This is a genomic window from Geomonas diazotrophica (assembly GCF_018919385.1).
Lineage (GTDB): Bacteria > Desulfobacterota > Desulfuromonadia > Geobacterales > Geobacteraceae > Geomonas > Geomonas diazotrophica.
Window position 1 is genome coordinate 29631 of the sequence record NZ_JAHLMF010000018.1, and the last position, 18960, is coordinate 48590.

Genomic DNA, 18960 nt, shown 5'->3' on the forward strand with positions numbered 1-18960 from the left:
GAAAGCATGAAGATACTGCTGCACATCTGCTGCGCGCCCTGTGCCATCTACCCGGTGAAGGAACTGAGATCCGCCGGGCTCGATGTCACGGGGTTCTTCTTCAACCACAACATCCACCCGTACACCGAGTACAGGCTGCGCATGGAAGCGCTGAAAACCTACGCGAAGCTGGTGGAGTTGGAGGTGCACTACCGGGAGGAATACCTGCTGGAGGAGTTTCTCTCCAACGTGGCCGGGGAGCCGGACGGGCGCTGCGCCTACTGCTACCGCTCCCGGCTGGAGGAAGCGGCCAGGAGCGCGGCCGAGCTCGGCTTCAAAAGGTTCACCTCCACCCTGCTCTACAGCCGCTACCAAAACCAGGAGATGATCCGCGAATTCGGCGTCAAACTTGGCGAGCGTTACGGCGTCGAGTTCCACTACCAGGACTTCCGTACCGGCTGGCAGGAAGGGATCAACCTCTCCAAGGAGATGGGGCTGTACCGCCAGAAATACTGCGGCTGCATCTACAGCGAAAAGGAACGCTACGTAAGGAAGTAGCGAGCCAGGCGAAATTACAAGGGGACCGGCTCAGCAGGTGCCAGTCCCCTTTTTACCACCAACGCGACAGCGGAAGGCGGTCACAGGTTGTAGGGGCAAACAATCATTTGCCCAGCCGCTCATGCCCTTATTGCCGCTGTGGCGACCTGGGCGCTGCGGCACCGGGGCGAATGATTATTCGCCCCTACAGGTTCGCGCCACCCGCCTCGTCTTCACGACACCGCACGAGGACTCTCTCATGCCTTCCTTCGGCAAATCCCTCATCATCCTGGGGCTGATCATCGCCGCCATCGGCGCGCTCTTTACCCTCGCCGGCCGGATCCCGTGGCTTGGGCGGCTTCCCGGCGACATCTACGTGAAGAAGGAAAACTTCACCTTCTACTTCCCGCTGGCCACCAGCATCATCATCTCGCTGGTGCTCTCCTTCATCCTCTGGCTGTTCCGCAGATAGCCCTCTTGCGCTCCCTCAACTCCTCCGCTCCGCCCGCTCTCCCCCTCCGGGGGCGGGACCACGAACGGGGTTGCAGGCTCAAGATGCGCTGTTAATCGGATGCCCCGCCCATCGCAACGATCTTGCCACCTTTCTCCAGGCGGAATAGATCGCCGCGCCAACGCACCCGGTTGCCGATGAGCGACAGCCCCCAGACGCCGAAAGAAAGCGCGTCCCGCAGCGGCAGGAGCCAGAGCCAGCGCGGCAACAGCCGGTCCCGCACCAACTGGCGGCTGTAGATCGTCGACACCACCGAACGCACCAGGTAGAGCAGCGCCGCGGCCAGCCAGCCGGCGGCGCCTCCCCCCGAAAGCAGCAGGGCGAGCACCGCCCCCGGAAAGGGGAGCGTGATCCCCGAAGCGAGGTACCCTCCCGGGCGGGAGATCCGCATGGTGCGCCCCCAGCGCAGTTGCCGCGACAGGAGCTCGCTAAGCTTCTCGTCACCCCGCATCACGCTTTCCACGAAGTACGGCGAGAGCTCCAACCGGTAGCCGGCCCGATGGATCATGTTACCCAACTGGTAGTCGTCGGCGAGGTAATCGACCAGCGCCTCGAAGCCCCCTATCCGCTCCAGCGCCTCCCTGCGCACCGCCATCGACGCCCCCAGCGCGAAGGAAAGCCCCTCCAGCTTCAACGCGGCCATGACGTTCGGAATCATCTCGCAGCAAAAGCCAAGCGCCTCGATGGCGCAGCCGGTGCCCCGAACCTGCGAACTGCGGTACAGCGAGGTTACCAGCCCCACCTCCGGATCGGCGAAGGGGGCGCAGACCTGGCGCAGGTACCCTTCCCCTACCCTGATGTCGCTGTCGCAGACCACCAGCAGCGGGTGTTTCGCCTTGGCGTAGGCGTGCATCAGGTTGCAGACCTTGTAGTTGGCCCCGTGGATGCCGGGGTCGACCACCAGCTCGATGTCCGTTTCCGGGTAGGCCTGCATCAGCCGTTCGATGATGGGGAGCACCGGATCCTCGTGAGAGGCCACGGCGAAGACGATCTGGTAACGGGGGTAGTCCTGTCTGCAGAAGGACGAGAAGTTTTCGAAGCTGTCGCCGTCCACGCCGCGCACCGGCTTCAGGATGGAGACCGGCGGCGCGTGGTCGGGGAGAGCCACGGGGTTTGCGAAGAAGCTGCGGCCGCAGTGGAGCGTGATCGCGGCGTAGGCGAGGGAAGGGGTGACGGCAAGGAACGGGAGGGCTTCGCGCAGCATCAGCGGATCCTTTCCACCAGCACCAGGTACGGTGCGGTGTCTGGGCGGTTAAGTTGCCGGTGGCGCCAGACGTTGAACCGCCCCGGGTGCAGGGAGGCGGCCCACCCTTCGACCGCGGCCGCTTCCTGCGGGCCGCCGGCGTGACCGGTGTAGAGTGCGATGGTGACGATGCCGCCGGGTACCAGCAGTTCCGCCGCCTGCCTCAGCGCGGCCACGGTATTGGCCGGGTCGGTGACGAGACCGGTGTCACCTCCCGGAAGGTAGCCGAGGTTGAAGGCGACCGCCGTTATTCCTTGCGGCACGAAGTCGGCGAGCCGCTCGTGTCCGGCCTCTATCAGCCGCACCTGCGCCAGCCGTCCTTCCCGCTCAAGCAGTTCGCGCGTGGCCGCGATGGCGCGCGGCTGAACGTCGAAGGCCCAGACCGTCCCCCCCTCACCGACCAGTTCCGCGAGCAGCAGGGTATCGAGGCCGTTGCCGCAGGTGGCGTCCAGCACCAGGTCTCCCGGGCGCACCCGCTCTTTCAGGAAGTAGTGCGAAAGCGGCACCGCCCCGCGCAAAGATTCAGCCTTGTTGCCAGCCTTCCCCACATGTCCCCCAAACGACCACATATCCCCTCGCCCTCCGGGAGAGGGGCAGGGGTGAGGGCACGGCCGCGAAGGCCGCCCCTTGTGGCCAAGACAATCCCTCACATCAAGAGCGGACGGGCGAATGATTATTCGCCCCTACGGATCTTATTTTTTGGCAGCCAGCGTCAGCACCGCCGGGAGGGTGACCATGAACGCTATCTGGCAGGCGACCATCCCGAGCGACATGACGGCGCCGATGCTGAACACCCCCTGGTGCCGTGCCACCATGAGCGCGCCGAAACTGGCCATGATGGTCAGCGTGTTCAGAAGGACCCCGACCCCGGTGGAACTAAGGACCACGCCCGCCGCGCTCCCCTCCTCGCGCCGGTACCGGTTGATGATGTAGATCCCGGAATCGACCGCTATCCCGAGGACCAGCGGCATGACGATGATGTTCGCCGAGTTGAAGCTGATACCGAAGAGCCACATGCCGCTCACCATGAAGAGCAGCCCCACCAGCAGCGGCACCAGGCCGATCAGTGCGTACTTGACGCTCCTGAAAGCAACAAGGAGAATGCCCACGATGGCGACGAAGGCGTAGATGAAGGCAAGGCGGTAGGAGTCGCGCATGATGGTCATCGACTCGTAGACCATCACCGGCTCCCCGGTCGCGTGCGGATCGACGCTCCTCACCTCGTCCACGAAGGCCTTGAGCGGCTCGCGGTTGAAGATCTCCCCCTTGGGAGCCACCTGCAGCATCAACTTCCCGCTCTTACCCACAAAACGGGAACGGAGCTCCTTGGGCACGTCCGCCTCGGTGACCGGCTTGGCGGCCAGGCTCTGCTTCAACAGTTCGATCTTCCCGGGGAGTTCCTTGAACATCCCCCCCTGGAAATCCTGGAGCATCCCCACCGCGTTCTTGTCCCTCTCCTTCTCCAGTCCCGCGAAGAACCTGTCGAGGGTCGCCACGAACGCGGCGGCCTCTTTCGCCTCCGGGAGCCGCTCCTGCTCCAGCCGCGCCTTGAGCGCCACCGCGGCGTTCCGGAAGGCCTCGAAAACCTTGGGGAGCTCCATCAGCGAGAGGCTCTCCTCGTAGGGGACCGGCTTCACATCGGCAAGCTCCCTGCGCAGCGCGGCCAGCTCCGCGAGCTTCTCCTGCTGATGATCCGGCACCAGGGTGCTCAGGCTCACCACGTGGTCAACGCTTGGCAGCCGCTCCAGCCTTGCCGTCTTCGCCTGCGCTTCCGCGGGGCTATTGGCCGTCACCACGGCGAAGTAGCCGCTGTTCTCCTTGCTTCTCATCAGCTTGTAGGCGTAGGTGACCGACTCCAGCCCCTTGGCCTGCAGGTTCATGAGGTTGTAATCGAAGGAGACCCGGGACAGGGGGTAGAAGGAGGCCGCGCAAAGGGCGAGGGTGAGGCCGATCACCAGCCTGGGGCGGCCGAAGAGGAGCCGGGACAGCACGCCGTGCTCGCTTAGGCGGACCGCCGCTGCGCGGGTACGCGACCCGCGGTACCGGGCAAGGAGCACCAGCAGGGCGGGGAGCACGGTGAAGGTGACCAGGACGCAGATGACCACCCCACCTGCCGCTATGACGCCCAGTTCGGCGATGCCGCGGAAGTCGGTGAAGACGAAGGTCAAAAAGGCGGCGGCGACGGTTGCGGCGGCCATCACGATGGCCCAGACGTTCCTGGTCATCCCCGTTTCCAGGGCGACCATCTCCCCCGCCCCCAGCTTCAGCTCCTCCTGGTAGCGCAGCACCACCTGGATGCCGTACTCGATGCCGATGCCGATCAGCATCACGGCGAACACCATGGAAAGTATGTTCAGGTGCCCCACCGCGACAGTGGCGAACCCGAAGGAGAGCGAGATGGCGACGAGCAGCGACACCATGGCCGCCGCCACGTTCAGCACGCCGCGGAAGGCGAAGAGGAGCAGGACAACGGTCAGCACCAGGGAGACCACCGTCGCCAGGGTGATGTCCTTTTCGCTGGTGGTCATCTCCTCGTGCTCCAGGACCGGGGTCCCGGTGAGCCCCACGCTCACCCCCTTGAACTCGGGGAGGGCCTTCAGGCGGGCCACCTCGGCACGGACCACGGCTATCGCCGCCTGGGCCGGGACGAAGCCCGCCATGTCCCGCACCGGGAGCGCGGTCAGTATCTGCTGGCGCCCCGCTCGCGCGAAGGCGGAATTCGGGTTCATGAAGACGCTCTCCATGGAGGGGACGCTCCCCTTCCCGGTCCCGAAGCTGGTGAAGCCGGCTCCCAGCTTGTCCAGCATGAACAGTATCCCCGGCAGCTCCTTCCGGTCGCCGGCGAGGTAGCGCTCTATGCTGCCGGTCATGTGGGTGAAGAGCGTCTGCACCGAGGGTGACGCGGAGAGCGCCCGCAGTGCCGGCGCCGCCAGGGTCAGGTTGCGGCGCAGCTCCCTGATGTCCTCCAGGGGCATGAACAGCAGGCCGTTGTCCCGGAAATAGGGGAGCGCGTAAGGGTAGAAGACGTCGGAGAAGTGTGCCTTGTCCCTGGCGAGCGCGTCGTGCAGGCGGTTGCCGAAACTCCCCACCTTATCGGCATCGCCCCCCTCGATCACCACCACGATGTCCTCCATGCTGCCGAACTCGGCACGGAAGGCGCGATAGTCGCGGTTGAAGGAGGTGTTCTGCGGCATCAGGTCGTCGCGACCGGTGAGAAACTCCATGCGCTGGGCGGTGAGCCAGATGGAGAGCACGGACAGGAGCAGCGCCAGGGCCAGCACCAGCCAGGGGCGGCGCGCCGCCAGGGAGAACAGCAGACTTGTTTTCGGAGCTTCATTCATAAGATCATTGGCCTTTTCCGCACAATAAATTAAGCGCATGCAACCTAGCACACCCCGGGCGCACAATCAACAGCACCAGAGCAAATCATTGTTTTCATTAAGAAAAAAAACTCAACCTAGGAAAAAACAGTGTACCTTTTCACAAATACATGGTAGATTTCCACCCTTGTAACTATGTACAATCCAGCTACACTGGGTTAAATCGTCCCAATCCGGCAGAAAGGAGTATGTGGTGACCTCCCCCTTCAAACACCCCATATCACATGCACTCACCTCATTCAACGGCATCGCTAGTGAGCCGGAATTGAACGTCGAACACAAGGCAGGGGCAACGGTCCACCAGTTCCCCCCCGCTCTCTGGAAGAGTAAGCCGGGCAAGGCAAAGAGCCCCCTCGACCTCGCCATTGAAGGTAGCCGCGACTTCTTCTTCCGCGAACAGCTCCCCAAAGGTTATTGGTGGGCCGAGCTCGAATCCAATGTCACCATAACCGCAGAATATATAATGCTGCTCCACTTCCTTGGGCTGGTCGATCACGAGCGCGAGCGCAAGATGAGCAACTACCTCCTCTCCAAGCAGACCGAGGAGGGATTCTGGACCATCTATTACGGCGGCCCGGGCGACCTTTCCACCACCGTCGAGGCCTACTTCGCCTTGAAGCTCGCGGGGTACCCGGCCGAGCACCCGGCGCTCGTGAAGGCGCGGGCCTTCATCCTGGGGAAGGGGGGCGTGATCAAGTCGCGCGTCTTCACCAAGATCTTCCTGGCGCTTTTCGGCGAGTTCGACTGGCTCGGGGTCCCCAGCATGCCGGTCGAGCTGAACCTGCTCCCGAACTGGGCCTACATCAACATCTACGAGTTCTCCAGCTGGGCCAGGGCCACCATCATCCCGCTCTCCATCGTGATGTTCAAACGGCCGGTGCACAAGCTCCCCCCCGCGCAGAGGGTGCAGGAACTTTTCGTCCGGCCGCCGCGCGCCATCGACTACACCTTCACCAAGGAAGAAGGGATCTTCACCTGGAAGAACTTCTTCATCGGCCTGGACCACATGCTGAAGGTCTACGAGCGGAGCCCCCTCCGCCCCTTCAGGAAGCGGGCCATGGCCAAGGCCGAGGAGTGGGTGCTTGAGCACCAGGAGGAGTCTGGGGACTGGGGCGGGATCCAGCCCGCCATGCTGAACGCGGTACTGGCGCTGAGCGTGCTCGGCTACGAAAACGAACACCCGGCGGTGTCCCAGGGGCTCAAGGCGCTGGAGCACTTCTGCATCGAGACCGACGACCATCTCGTGCTGCAGTCCTGCGTCTCGCCGGTGTGGGACACGGCGCTCGCCCTCAAGGCACTCATCGACGCCGGGGTGCCGTCGGACCATCCCTCCCTGGTGAAGGGTGCGCAGTGGCTCCTGGAGCGCGAGGTGAGAAAGCCGGGGGACTGGAAGATAAAGTCGCCGGAGCTCGAGCCTGGCGGCTGGGCCTTCGAGTTCCTGAACGACTGGTACCCGGACGTCGACGACTCCGGCTTCGTCATGATCGCCCTGAAGGGGATCGAGGTGAAGGACCGCAGGTCGATGAACGACGCGGTGAAAAGGGGCATCAACTGGTGCCTGGGGATGCAGAGCAAAAACGGCGGCTGGGGCGCCTTCGACAAGGACAACACCAGGCACATCCTGAACAAGATCCCGTTCGCCGACCTGGAGGCGCTCATCGACCCGCCCACCGCCGATCTCACCGGCAGGATGCTGGAGCTGATGGGGACCTTCGGCTACGCCAAGACCTTCCCGGCGGCGCAGCGCGCCCTGGAGTTCCTCAAGAAGAACCAGGAACCGGAAGGTCCCTGGTGGGGACGCTGGGGGGTGAACTACCTCTACGGCACCTGGAGCGTGCTCTGCGGGCTTGCCGCCATCGGCGAGGACATGGAGCAGCCGTACATCAAGAAGGCGGTGAACTGGATCAAGTCGCGCCAGAACATCGACGGCGGCTGGGGTGAGACCTGCGAATCCTACCACGACGCCACCCTGGCCGGGATGGGGGAGAGCACGGCATCGCAGACCGGCTGGGCGCTCCTCGGGCTCATGGCGGCCGGCGAGGCGGACTCCTCCACCGTGGTGCGCGGCATCCAGTACCTGATCTCCACGCAGAGGCAGGACGGGACCTGGGACGAGACCCAGTACACGGGGACCGGGTTCCCGAAGTATTTCATGATCAAGTACCACATCTACCGCAACTGTTTCCCGCTCATGGCGCTGGGGACCTACCGCACCCTCACCGGCGGCGCGGAGTAGCGGGCGGGTATGAAGGCGTTCGTCACCGGGGCTACCGGTTTCATAGGCGCGAGCATCGTACGCGAGCTATTGAAGGAAGGTTGGCGGGTGCGCGTGCTGGTGCGTCCCGGCTCGGACCGGCGCAACCTGGCGGGTCTCGACCTGGAGCTCCACGAGGGTGATCTCTCCGAGCGCCAGCCGCTGGTCAGGGCGCTGTCGGGGTGCGATGCCCTGTTCCACGCCGCGGCGGACTACCGGCTCTGGACCCGGACGCCCCAGGCGATGTACGACGCCAACGTGCTCGGTACCCGCAACATGCTTTCGGCGGCCCTCGCCGCCGGCGTCGGCAAGGTGGTCTACACAAGCAGCGTGGGAACACTGGGGAACCCGGGCGACGGCACACCCGGCAACGAGGAGACTCCGGTCGACTTCGGCGACATGGTCGGGGATTACAAGAAGAGCAAGTTCCTGGCCGAGCGTGCCGCCGAGTCGTACCTGGACAAGGGGCTGCCGCTGGTGATCGTGAACCCGTCGACCCCGGTCGGACCGATGGACGTGAAGCCGACCCCGACCGGGAAGATCATCGTCGACTTCTTGAACGGCAAGATGCCCGCCTATCTCGACACCGGTTTGAACCTGATCGACGTCGAGGCGTGCGCGCGCGGGCACCTGCTGGCGGCCCAAAAGGGAAGGGTCGGGGAGAAGTACATCCTCGGGAACCGCAACCTGACCATGGCGCAGATCTTCGAGATGCTCTCGGCGCTCACAGGGCTCAAGGCGCCGCGGGTGAAGCTCCCCTACTACCCGGTTCTCATGGCGGCCTACGCGAACCACGCGCTCTCCGTCGTCACCGGTCGCGAGCCGCTCATCCCGCTGGCGGGGGTGCAGATGGCGAAGAAGTTCATGTATTTCGATTCCGGCAAGGCCCAGGCCGAGCTCGGGCTGCCGCAGACTCCCGTGGAAGACGCACTGGAGCGCGCGGTGAAGTGGTTCAAGGACAACGGCTATGCCCAAAACCGTTAGCCCAACGTTTTCCCAGCAGCCCCCTGTTCTTTAATCGTTACGGGTTCTCAAGGAGATCCATGTACACATTGCTCAGCAAGATAAACGGTCCCGACGACCTGAAGAAGCTGGATGCCGAGGAGCTGGTGCTGCTCGCTGACGAGGTGCGCGGCTTCCTCATGGATACGGTGGCGAAGACCGGCGGACACCTGGCCTCCAACCTGGGTGTGGTCGAGCTCAGCATCGCGCTGCATTACTGTTTCGACTCCCCAAAGGACAACATCGTCTGGGACGTCGGCCACCAGGCCTACACCCACAAGATCCTCACCGGGCGGCGCGACAGCTTCCACACCCAGCGCTGCTACAAGGGGATCAGCGGCTTTCCCAAGCGCTCCGAGTCCCCCCACGACGCCTTCGGTGCCGGTCACTCCTCCACCTCGATCTCGGCGGGGCTCGGCCTCGCCGTGGCCCACGCGCTCAAGGGGGACAACGCCCGGGTCATCTCGGTGATCGGGGACGGCTCCCTCACCGGCGGCATGGCGCTGGAGGCGCTCAACCAGGCCGGGCACCTGAAGAAGAACCTGATCGTGGTCCTAAACGACAACGAGATGTCCATCTCGAAGAACGTGGGCGCCCTCTCCTCCTTCATCTCCAGGAAGATGACCGGCACCTACTACCGCAGCCTGAAAAAGGAAATGGAAGGCCTTCTGGCCGGGATCCCCGCCATCGGCGGCAACATCCTGCACTTCGCCAAGAAGGCGGAGAACTCGCTCAAGGGGTTTCTCACCCCGGGGACCCTCTTCGAGGCGCTCGGCTTCGAGTACGTGGGCCCCATCGCCGGGCACGACATCCCCACCCTCCTGGGCGTCCTGGAGAACGTGAAGCGGCTGGAGGGACCGATCCTGCTGCACGTGATGACCAAGAAGGGGAAAGGGTACGGACCGGCCGAGGACATGCCCGACAAGTTCCACGGCGTGGCCCCCACCAAGCCCGCCAGCACCACCGCGAGCAAGCAGGGTCCCCCCTCCTACACCAGCGTCTTCGGCAACACCCTGGTGAAGCTCGGGGAGAAGGACGAGAAGATCCTGGCCATCACTGCGGCCATGCCCGACGGCACCGGCCTCACCCCGTTCGCGGAACGGTTCCCGGAGCGCTTCTTCGACGTCGGCATCGCCGAGCAGCACGCCCTGACCTTCGCGGCCGGGCTCGCCGTGGAAGGGTTCCGCCCGGTCGCCGCCATCTACTCCACCTTCACCCAGCGCGCCTACGACCAGGTCTTCCACGACATCTGCCTGCAGAAGCTGCCGGTGACCCTGGCCCTGGACCGCGCCGGCCTGGTAGGCGACGACGGCCCGACCCATCACGGTGCCTTCGACATCTCGTACCTGCGCCACCTCCCGGAGCTCACCGTGATGGCCCCCAAGGACGAGAACGAGCTGCAGCACATGCTGAAGACCGCCATCTATCACGGCCGCCCCGTTTCGCTGCGCTACCCGCGCGGTGCCGGATACGGAGTCGAGATGGACAAGGAGCTCAAATCGCTCGAGATCGGCAAGGGGGAACTGCTGGTCCAGGGCACCGACCTGACCCTGGTCGCCGTCGGCTCCACCGTCTACCCTGCGCTGGAAGCCGCTGCGCTCCTGAAGCAGAAGGGGATCTTCGCCTCCGTGGTGAACGCGCGCTTCGTGAAGCCTTTGGACCGCGAGCTGATCCTCTCCGAGGCCGGGCGCACCGGCTGCGTCGTCACCGTGGAGGAGAACGCCCTTCTGGGCGGGTTCGGCAGCGCCGTCCTGGAAGCGGTCGCCGATGCGGGGCTTACCGGGATACGGGTGAAGCGGATCGGCATCCCCGACAGCTTCATCGAACAGGGAAGCCAGGCCCAACTGCGCACCGACCTCGGCCTCGACGGCGCCGGGATCGCCGCCGCCTGCCAGGCCTTCCTGAAGGGTGCCGGCAGCGTTCATCCGCAACTAACCGTAGTCAAGTAGCAGCATTTTCGTTTCAGTCAGGCAGCTAGACGCGGGACAGGCTGAAGGCTTCATCTCCTCGGCCTGTCCCGCAGCCATGTTTATCAGCCTCAACCCAAGAACAGCCGGAAGGATACCTCTACAATGCGTTTTCCGATGCGATTGAATTACGACCTCACCCGTTACATCATGGGCAACAAGATGAAGAAGCAGGAGAAGTACCCCCTGGTCCTCATGCTGGAGCCGACCCACCTCTGCAACCTCGCCTGCTCCGGCTGCGGCCGGATCAGGGAGTACGCCGACACCATACAGGAGATGATGAGCCTCAAGGAGTGCCTCGACTCAGTGGACGAGTGCCCGGCACCGGTCGTCACCATCACCGGCGGCGAACCGTTCCTGTATCCCCACATCTTCGAACTGATCGATGAAGTGCTGAAGAGGGGGAAGCACATCTATCTCTGCACCAACGCCCTGCTCCTTGAGAAGGCGCTGGACACCCTGAAGCCGCACCCGAACTTCGTGATCAACGTGCACCTGGACGGCATGGAAGAGACCCACGACCGCATCCTGGAGCGCCCCGGCACCTTCAAGATCGCCATGTCCGCCATCAAGAAGGCGAAGCAGCTCGGCTTCCGGCTCTGCACCAACACCACCATATTCAAGGAAACCGACCTGATCGAGATCGAGATGCTCTTCTCGCATCTGAAGGACCTGGGCGTCGACGGCTTCCTGGTAGCCCCCGGATTCGGCTACGAGGCGGTCGGGGAGAAGCTGTTCCTGGAGCGGCGCGAGATCCAGAAGAAGTTCGAGGCGGTTTACGAGATGAGCAAGCGGTACCGCTTCTTCTCCACCCCCATGTACCTGAGGTTTTTGAAGGGGGAGAAGGAACTGGAATGCACCCCGTGGGGCAACCCGACCCGGAACCCGCGCGGCTGGAAGGCCCCCTGCTACCTCATCACCGACGAGCACTACGGCAGTTTCGCCGAGATGATGGAGAAGACCCAGTGGGACAAGTACGGCGTGGGCAAGGACCCGCGCTGCGCCCAATGCATGATGCACTGCGGCTTCGAGCCGAGCGTCGTCGAGGAGATCGGCAAGAGCTGGAAAGAGATGTGGGAAATGTTCCTGTGGAACCTGACCTGAGATCAGCAGCTTTAACCAGCCCGTAAAACACAGGAAGGGGCAGCCTCACGGCTGCCCCTTCTACGTTTGCGACAGACGGCGCATCAAATCTTGAAATCTGAAGAACGCCCCGCGTGTCTGTTCCCTGCCCTACGGTTACTTGTTGGTTATGAGCAGTGCCGCATTTCCCATCTCCTTCTCGTCGTCGGCTGCGGGTGTTCTGAAGCGATCGGTCGTGTACCTCAGCCTGGCCTTGACGGTGTACAAACCAGGGGCCAAAGACGGGTTCCAGTCCAGCAGACGCTCTTCGCCGGCCCGAACCGGAGGTTCATGCATCCCCTGTGCGTCAGCTCGTGTCTGCGCATACGCCTCATAACCGGAAAGCTTCTTATCCTCTTCCAGGAACGCCTTGTCGTCGGGACGGCCACTGAAATTGGGCGCAAAGAGCCATTCTTTCCGGGCCCTACTCACTCCCTGACGATCCAGCACATCCACCGAAAGATACACGCCGCGGGCATTGGGGCCGGTCGGGACCGAATGTCCGGCGCCGATGTTCGTCACGCTGAAAGAAAGGATGGCTTTGTCCTGGTCGCGCTGGATGATCGAGAGGCTCAACGAACCGCCCAGGCGCTGCGCGGAGTGACCACCGGTCCAGAGGTGCCGCCCGACTGCGACAGGAGCACCATCCGAGTCCTCGGCAACTTTACGCAAGGTACGAGGCATGTGGCAATCCTGGCACTCTTGTGCGCCGAGGCCAGGCTTGTGGAAGTCGTCACGCCACTCCAGATAGGTCTGGTACTGTCCCCCTACGATCCTGGTGTTCGTTGTATCGACGTGACAGTGAGCGCATACCGCCGAGGTTTGCAGAGCAGGCTCGACAACCGAGGCATGGGGTGCATTTTTCGAATTGCGGACGCTTCGTACCTTCCCCTCGGGCGTTAGGTGGCAGGTGGCACAGGTGATCGAGATCTCTCCCGCATTCACCACGTTCGGCATCTGTTTCCCGACCTCATTCTTGCCGGGGATGTTGAAAGACCCGGCAAAATGGCAGGAACGGCACCATTCGACTGATCCGCCGGAGGCAAGCGGCGTAAATTTCGAGGTGGCATGGGCGGTCGCCGCGGGAGAAACCGTCGCGGGTATCGAGTGATTCGCGGAATGATTATCGCTGCCGACGCCCAGGGCGTATTCCTTAAAGAGCACCTGGTGACACTCTCCGCAGGTCTCCGACGGGGTTGCAGCCCCCTTGGGAAAGGTGACCGGTTCCGCAAGAGCGATGGTTGAGATTGACATAAGCATAGTGAACACCGTGCCCATAAGCCTCAAACTTCTTTTCATAGGTTACCCTCTCGATGCTTGTGTGTTTTTCCCGGCTGCGCTTTCCGGACTGATATCAGTGAGGGGAGCATAGACCCAACGTGCAACCATTCACAGCTGCAGTTTTTGTTTTTTTTATGGGAGCAGATTGGATAGTATGCGAGTATGCAGAGACGGCCTGCGAGTCGCGTTGAGGGGCAGATCCTGCTTAACGCGCAGCCAAACCTTGGAGGAGACGGGGGCAGCATGTTCATCCTGAATAGCAGTGATCCGGTGCCGCTGTACAAACAGCTCTACACCCAGCTCAGAGAGCACATCCTGTCAGGCAAGCTGCCTGCAAATACCAGGCTTCCGTCGGTGAGGCAGATGGCCGTAGAGCTTTCTGCCAGTTGCAACACGGTCGATGGAGCCTACCAGGAGCTTTATGCCGAGGGATACATCTACAGCAGGCCGCGCAGCGGCTATTTCGTGTCGCCCCTCGACCATGAGGTTGCACCGCACTCCCTGTCCGGCAAAAAAGGCGAAAACAACTTAGTTCAGCCCTACCAGTCCCACTTTGCCTATGATTTCCATCCTGCCCACCTCGATCCGGAAAGTTTTCCCACCGAACTCTGGCGAAAATGCCTGACAGAGGGGTTGCGCCGCAACAGCCGGGAGTTCAGTCACTATGGCGACCTCCAGGGAAGCTGGGGATTACGCTGCTCCATCCACAGTTATCTGGAGAAATCGCGCGGCGTGACCTGTGACCCGGACCAGATCATCGTCAGCGCCGGTCTGCACCAGGGCCTCGAGATCATCGCGCACCTGCTGCAAGGGCAGCATACGACGGTAGCGGTTGAGAATCCGGGCTACCACCTGCCCCGTACCGTCTTCCAGAACCATGGCTATACCATCTGTCCTGTTCCCGTCGGTATTGGCGGGATCGAATTGGACCAGCTCAAGGCCGGCAGCGCCACCATCGCCTACGTCACCCCTTCGCACCAGCTCCCCTTGGGTTACGTGATGCCGGTGGCCAACCGGCTGGCATTGATAGAATGGGCGGAATCCGGTGGCAGGTTCATCATTGAAGACGACTATGACAGCGAGCTTCGCTACCAGGGCAACCCCATCCCCTCCTTGCAGGGCCTGCGCCCGACCGGGAACATCATCTATTCGGGGACCTTCTCCAAGATACTCTCCCCCGAACTCCGTTTGAGCTACCTGGTACTTCCCTACTCTTTGCTGGCGAGGTACCGCCAGCTCTACAGGGACTACAACTCCTCGGTGTCGCTGGTTGAGCAGAGAGCCATGGAATGTTTCATGGAGCAGGGGCACTGGGAGCGGCATATCAGGCGCATGCGCACGGTCTATAAAAAGAAGCACGACATGCTGCTGCGGTCGGTCGAGACCCATTTTGGCAGACGGGCCGTCGTCATCGGCCAGGGCGCCGGGCTGCACGTCGTCATAAGGCTCCCCGAAACGCCCTACAGTGAAGCGGAGATCATAGACAAGGCGGCGCAAAAGGGTATTCGGCTGCTCCGGTTTTCGGATTTCCACGCCACCGGCCATCCGGAAGCGGTGACACTGGTGCTCGGCTTTGGTGGACTGGTCGGCAGCGAGATCGAGCGAGGCATTGCCTTGCTCTCCCATATCTGCTGAAAAAGGGGGCAGACTACTTTTCCATCTCCAGCAGTCTGGAGTAAAAGCGTAAGCTTCCCCGTCAAGTAGACATTTCATAAGTAGAGTTTCTGGTGTAGCGATTCATGTAATCAACGGGTGTCAGATCCCCGAGGGCATCGTGCGGGCGTAGCTCGTTGTAGTCGTTCATCCACCAGTAGGTAATCTCCCGGACCTCGCTGAGGCTCTGGAAAACGTACAGGCTCAGGATCTCCACCCGGTAGGTGCGATTGCACCTTTCGATGTAGGCGTTCTGGTTCGGTTCTCCTGGCTGGATATAGTGGATCATCATTCCAGCAGCCTCTGCCCAGGCAACAAAGTCACCGCTCAAAAACTCTGGGCCGTTGTCAGTTCGTAGAACGTGAGGAAGCCCCCGCTCCTGCCTCAACCGCTCGAAGACCCGAATTAGTCGCCTTCCGGTAATTGAGGTGTCAATCTCTACGCTGAGGCACTCGCGGTTGAAATCGTCAATGACATTGAAGGTACGAAACGTTTTCCCGCAGTAGAGCGTGTCGCTCATAAAATCTGCCGACCATACCTGGTTCGGCTGTTGAGGTACCCAAAGAGGTTGCTTGATCCGCTTCGGCAGCCGTTTCTTCGCCCTGCGCTTCAGGTTCAGTTTAAGGTCACAATAGACCCGGTAGACGCGCTTGTGGTTCCATCTGTGGCCCGTACGGCGTAGCCTTGATCGGTTCTAGATGATGGTCTGGCTACGCTTCGGGGAATCATCTCTACCCCTCTACCCACTAGTACAACAGATGTGCCAATGGTCTTCTTTCTCAGCAAGAACATCACGAGACCTAATACGCTCCTGCTCTCTACCCCGAACGCTAGTCCCAGTTGGCTAGTCAAGGATTAGCAACTTTCGGCCATGTAAACGAATGTTATAAATCATTAGTTGCACACTGAGTGTTAAGCAATCGGAACAGCACGTCTGGCTCAGCGTTGCCGTAAATTTGTTTATTGTATTTGGTCCAGAATTGAGAAGAAGTAGCATAATCACCCCGTGAAACCGATCCCAACATAGCAGAGGCCAAAACATACTTCATAGCACTTGGGGTCATTGAATTGCCACTTTCAAGCAATTTTTTTGCAGTTGTTACCATTGCCAGTGAATCACGTTTACCTATTGCTTTGAATAAATGAACAAGTTTGTTAATGGATGGTGAAATTGAAGCAGTACAGGTACCTTTTTCGAGAGATTTCCAAATCGAATCCAGTTCATTCTGAGTTAGATAAGGAATCATCGCTATCGAAGTAACAAAAAGACTACCTGCATATATGTACTGATTTTGCTCATCTATACAATTATTGAAAAGTTCTTTCACTAGTTTAGCTTGCCGCACGAAGTCATCTGGAATTTCACCATATTTTGGATCGAAACTTCCTTTTAAAAAAAAGTCTCTAATAGCCATTGCAGTAACAGCAGACTTACTTTCCAATAGGTAAGGTGATTTGCTTACATTAGTATTTCCCCATTTTAAGTTTTGCCCATCGAGCATCTCCAGAACAGGAAGCCACATATGAGAGGTGCTAGTAAAATCCTTGGCAGTTAACCCCAAAAAACGGGTTCGTGCAGCATTTTGATCAAGTATTGGGTAATAATCAGAATTTGGGCGATTGGGGTAAGTTCCGAGCATTTTGGCAAGGACCTTTTTTGTACCGATCTTTCTGATGGCTATATCCTGAACGCCATTTACATGTACTCTCTGTAAAACCGAACTTATTGCAGGAATTTTAAAAATACTTGAGTCTATTTCTGGTAACGCCCCATTCTTTTTGGAAACGATTATCATATTTTGATCATCAGTTAAGTAAATTGCGAAATCGGAAAAGTTGGCTGAGACAGCCTTCAAGACAGTAGCAATTAGATCAGTATTAATTTCATACAATTGTATCCACTGAACAAATAATCCATCTTTGTTCATGTAATTTTTAATTATGTGATAGAATTCTTCAGAAAAAAGTCCTGCTATGCCACTTACCCAAGGATTAGACGGTTCTGAAACTATTAAGTCATATTTTTTGTTGTAGGTTGAGAAGAAAGTCTTGGCATCATCCACAAAAATTTTGCTACGAGGGTCTGTGTAAACCAACTCGACCCTCGGCCTGAAATGTTTTGAAGCATCAATTATCCCTCTTTCGATTTCCACTGTATCGAGTTGAATTATCCCTGGATTATAGAGAAGTGTTTGACTAGTAAGTCCTGATCCAAGGCCAATACAAGCAGCGGTTTTGATTTGAGGATTTAATGACATAGGTATGACTGCAGTTAAAATCATCGTTGTTTCGTCAGGTGTAGCTTCAAGACCTTTATACATCATGATTGACGCATCGGCCTTACCATTTGTTGTTAATGCAAATGAACCATCACCGCTACTCAACATGCTGACCGTAGCGGTCTTTCCATCTTTGTGATAGATTATTTTATGATCTGCTTTGCTCAGTAGTTGTCCAAAACGATAAACACCTGACGCCATATTTAAGTCATTAAGATGAACAAACAATAGAGTTGCCGCTATCGCACTAATGCCGAGTACCGAAACAACCGCCGGTTGCCGATAGTTCTTAAGTTCTTTAGCGATACTCCAGAACAGTGCAATTCCTAACACAATGTCAAGGCCTGCTCCGCAAGTGATCAGCCCCTTAAGTCCCAGCAATGGTAGTCCTAAGTGGATTGCGAAAAAGACTCCAGTAATTGCACCGATCGTGTTGGTGGCATAAACTGCACCAATACTTTTTTCGCCACATCCCTGTTTAATCAAAACATATGTAATAAGTGGGAGTGTCATCCCAGCGCAGAAAGTGGTAGGAAGCATGATTGCCATAGCAATGACGCTACTGGAGAGATTAAAGAGTAAATAGCCGTTATCAGACTTGGGAATTGTTTTGACGATCCACTGCATAACCTCGAAGGTGTTTCCGTAAAACAGAAGTGTTGAAAGAGCAAGTAAGCCCATTACAACTTGTACTTTAGAGAGATACATAACAGGATTTACAACTTTATCAATGCACCTCTGAATCCATAATCCTCCAAATGCCAGGCCGAGAATAAAAGCACTCAGCATAAGCTCAAAGGCATGGGTCGATGTCCCAAGTACTAGACTCAACATTCTAATCCAACCAATTTCATATATGAATGAAGCTGCACCGGTCACAAATGATGCTACAAGAAAAAAATTATACAATTTTGTGTTTTGATTTAGTGAGGACTCAACTAATATTTCTTCTTTGTCGCGACACTCAACTGATGGCATTTTACAAATAAGAGTCCATACAATTATGGCCAGGGAAATATTGATAAAGCCTGCAATACCCATAGTCCATGGCAAGCCTACAACTCTAATTAGTATGAAACCACTTACCAAAACTCCAACCGCTGCACCAATACTGTTTGCAAAATAAAGCATGGCTATGGTCTTGCCGGGCCTGTTTGGAAAAAGTCTGAGAATGCCAGAACTCATCAGGGGAAAAGTCATTCCAAGCAACACTGACTGAGGGAGAATCATCAACGCTGAAAGCCCCCATTTGAAGACATTTATAAAAGCAGGAGTTCCTATCTGCGGAATAATTTGAATGTAAGAGATGTCTATTGAGCGGGTGAATAGACCATGAAAAATAAATGCGCAAAAACCTATAATGCCCTCAGTAAGAGCATACCCTAACAAGAGATTTTTCCATTTTGTCGAATATCTACTGCAGGCCCACGAGCCAATGGCCATGCCTCCCATGAAGATGGCGAGTACTAAGGTCTGAGCATATGCTGCATGCCCCAAAAACAGCTTCAAATAATGAGTCCAGATTGATTCATAAATGAGTCCTGAGAAACCAGACAATGAAAATACTAGGAAATAAATTGATCTAAGGTTGAATTTTAAAATAATGCGCCTCCCAGAAGAGCATACTGTATATATTAAAATTTATTTTCCGACGGCTTGCAAGCCAGGCACATTCGAACCCTCATTAAATCAAATGCATTCTTGAAAGCTTGTTCTGGCGCCTACAGCGGAAGCGCCTTTACTTGCAGTCTA

At 58.6% G+C, this 18960-nt stretch carries 12 protein-coding genes and 1 pseudogene; 7 read left to right on the plus strand and 6 right to left on the minus strand.

The window, feature by feature from the left end; genetic code table 11:
* Positions 1–6: 6 nt before the first annotated feature.
* Together KOM00_RS18170 and KOM00_RS18175 are read left to right on the plus strand one after the other, a co-directional pair.
* Positions 7–537 carry an epoxyqueuosine reductase QueH gene (locus tag KOM00_RS18170; RefSeq protein ID WP_216500389.1) on the plus strand — a complete coding sequence of 177 codons (531 nt, stop codon included), beginning with the start codon at positions 7–9 and terminating at the stop codon, positions 535–537.
* A gap of 238 nt (positions 538–775) precedes the next feature.
* Positions 776–988: a DUF2905 domain-containing protein gene (locus KOM00_RS18175; protein ID WP_216500391.1), complete on the plus strand. Its 213-nt coding sequence runs from the start codon at positions 776–778 to the stop codon at positions 986–988.
* Between the two features lie 91 nt (positions 989–1079).
* On the opposite strand, the gene hpnI is transcribed toward KOM00_RS18175, so the two are convergent.
* From hpnI to KOM00_RS18190, 3 genes are all read right to left on the minus strand, one after another.
* Positions 1080–2231, minus strand: a complete 1152-nt coding sequence (hpnI, locus tag KOM00_RS18180) for a bacteriohopanetetrol glucosamine biosynthesis glycosyltransferase HpnI (protein WP_216500392.1) — start codon at positions 2229–2231, stop codon at positions 1080–1082.
* Positions 2231–2818, minus strand: a complete 588-nt coding sequence (locus KOM00_RS18185; protein WP_328758764.1) for a class I SAM-dependent methyltransferase — start codon at positions 2816–2818, stop codon at positions 2231–2233. Before KOM00_RS18185 ends, hpnI begins: the two co-directional genes overlap by 1 nt.
* A gap of 144 nt (positions 2819–2962) precedes the next feature.
* Positions 2963–5611, minus strand: a complete 2649-nt coding sequence (locus KOM00_RS18190; protein WP_216500395.1) for an MMPL family transporter — start codon at positions 5609–5611, stop codon at positions 2963–2965.
* 232 nt (positions 5612–5843) lie between these two features.
* Between KOM00_RS18190 and shc the strand changes: the two genes are divergently transcribed.
* From shc to hpnH, 4 genes are all read left to right on the plus strand, one after another.
* Positions 5844–7886, plus strand: a complete 2043-nt coding sequence (gene shc, locus KOM00_RS18195) for a squalene--hopene cyclase (RefSeq protein WP_216500396.1) — start codon at positions 5844–5846, stop codon at positions 7884–7886.
* A 9-nt stretch (positions 7887–7895) separates the two neighbouring features.
* The gene (hpnA, locus tag KOM00_RS18200) at positions 7896–8888 is read left to right on the plus strand and encodes a hopanoid-associated sugar epimerase (RefSeq protein WP_216500397.1); all 993 of its coding nucleotides are present in this window, start codon (positions 7896–7898) and stop codon (positions 8886–8888) included.
* Positions 8889–8947: 59 nt separating this feature from the next.
* The gene (dxs, locus tag KOM00_RS18205) at positions 8948–10855 is read left to right on the plus strand and encodes a 1-deoxy-D-xylulose-5-phosphate synthase (RefSeq protein WP_216500398.1); all 1908 of its coding nucleotides are present in this window, start codon (positions 8948–8950) and stop codon (positions 10853–10855) included.
* A gap of 123 nt (positions 10856–10978) precedes the next feature.
* Positions 10979–11977, plus strand: a complete 999-nt coding sequence (gene hpnH / locus KOM00_RS18210; RefSeq protein WP_216500399.1) for an adenosyl-hopene transferase HpnH — start codon at positions 10979–10981, stop codon at positions 11975–11977.
* A gap of 135 nt (positions 11978–12112) precedes the next feature.
* On the opposite strand, the gene KOM00_RS18215 is transcribed toward hpnH, so the two are convergent.
* On the minus strand, positions 12113–13294 hold the full coding sequence (locus KOM00_RS18215; protein WP_216500400.1) for a hypothetical protein: 1182 nt from the start codon (positions 13292–13294) through the stop codon (positions 12113–12115).
* Between the two features lie 225 nt (positions 13295–13519).
* Between KOM00_RS18215 and pdxR the strand changes: the two genes are divergently transcribed.
* Positions 13520–14911, plus strand: a complete 1392-nt coding sequence (gene pdxR, locus KOM00_RS18220) for a MocR-like pyridoxine biosynthesis transcription factor PdxR (protein ID WP_216500401.1) — start codon at positions 13520–13522, stop codon at positions 14909–14911.
* A gap of 61 nt (positions 14912–14972) precedes the next feature.
* Here the strand turns inward: pdxR and KOM00_RS18225 are convergent.
* Both KOM00_RS18225 and KOM00_RS18230 read right to left on the minus strand, forming a co-directional pair.
* Positions 14973–15611 (minus strand): annotated as a pseudogene (locus tag KOM00_RS18225) (IS3 family transposase); the annotation flags it as partial.
* Positions 15612–15813: 202 nt separating this feature from the next.
* The gene (locus KOM00_RS18230; RefSeq protein WP_216500403.1) at positions 15814–18717 is read right to left on the minus strand and encodes a spermine/spermidine synthase domain-containing protein; all 2904 of its coding nucleotides are present in this window, start codon (positions 18715–18717) and stop codon (positions 15814–15816) included.
* Positions 18718–18960: the final 243 nt, after the last annotated feature.

Excerpts from the sequence above, each read along its gene's own strand:
- KOM00_RS18170 (WP_216500389.1), top strand. The coding sequence starts at position 7 with ATGAAGATACTGCTGCACATCTGCTGCGCGCCCTGTGCCATCTACCCG.
- KOM00_RS18175 (WP_216500391.1), top strand. The coding sequence starts at position 776 with ATGCCTTCCTTCGGCAAATCCCTCATCATCCTGGGGCTGATCATCGCC.
- hpnI (WP_216500392.1), bottom strand. The coding sequence starts at position 2,231 with ATGCTGCGCGAAGCCCTCCCGTTCCTTGCCGTCACCCCTTCCCTCGCC.
- KOM00_RS18190 (WP_216500395.1), bottom strand. The coding sequence starts at position 5,611 with ATGAATGAAGCTCCGAAAACAAGTCTGCTGTTCTCCCTGGCGGCGCGC.
- hpnA (WP_216500397.1), top strand. The coding sequence starts at position 7,896 with ATGAAGGCGTTCGTCACCGGGGCTACCGGTTTCATAGGCGCGAGCATC.
- dxs (WP_216500398.1), top strand. The coding sequence starts at position 8,948 with ATGTACACATTGCTCAGCAAGATAAACGGTCCCGACGACCTGAAGAAG.
- hpnH (WP_216500399.1), top strand. The coding sequence starts at position 10,979 with ATGCGTTTTCCGATGCGATTGAATTACGACCTCACCCGTTACATCATG.
- KOM00_RS18215 (WP_216500400.1), bottom strand. The coding sequence starts at position 13,294 with ATGAAAAGAAGTTTGAGGCTTATGGGCACGGTGTTCACTATGCTTATG.
- pdxR (WP_216500401.1), top strand. The coding sequence starts at position 13,520 with ATGTTCATCCTGAATAGCAGTGATCCGGTGCCGCTGTACAAACAGCTC.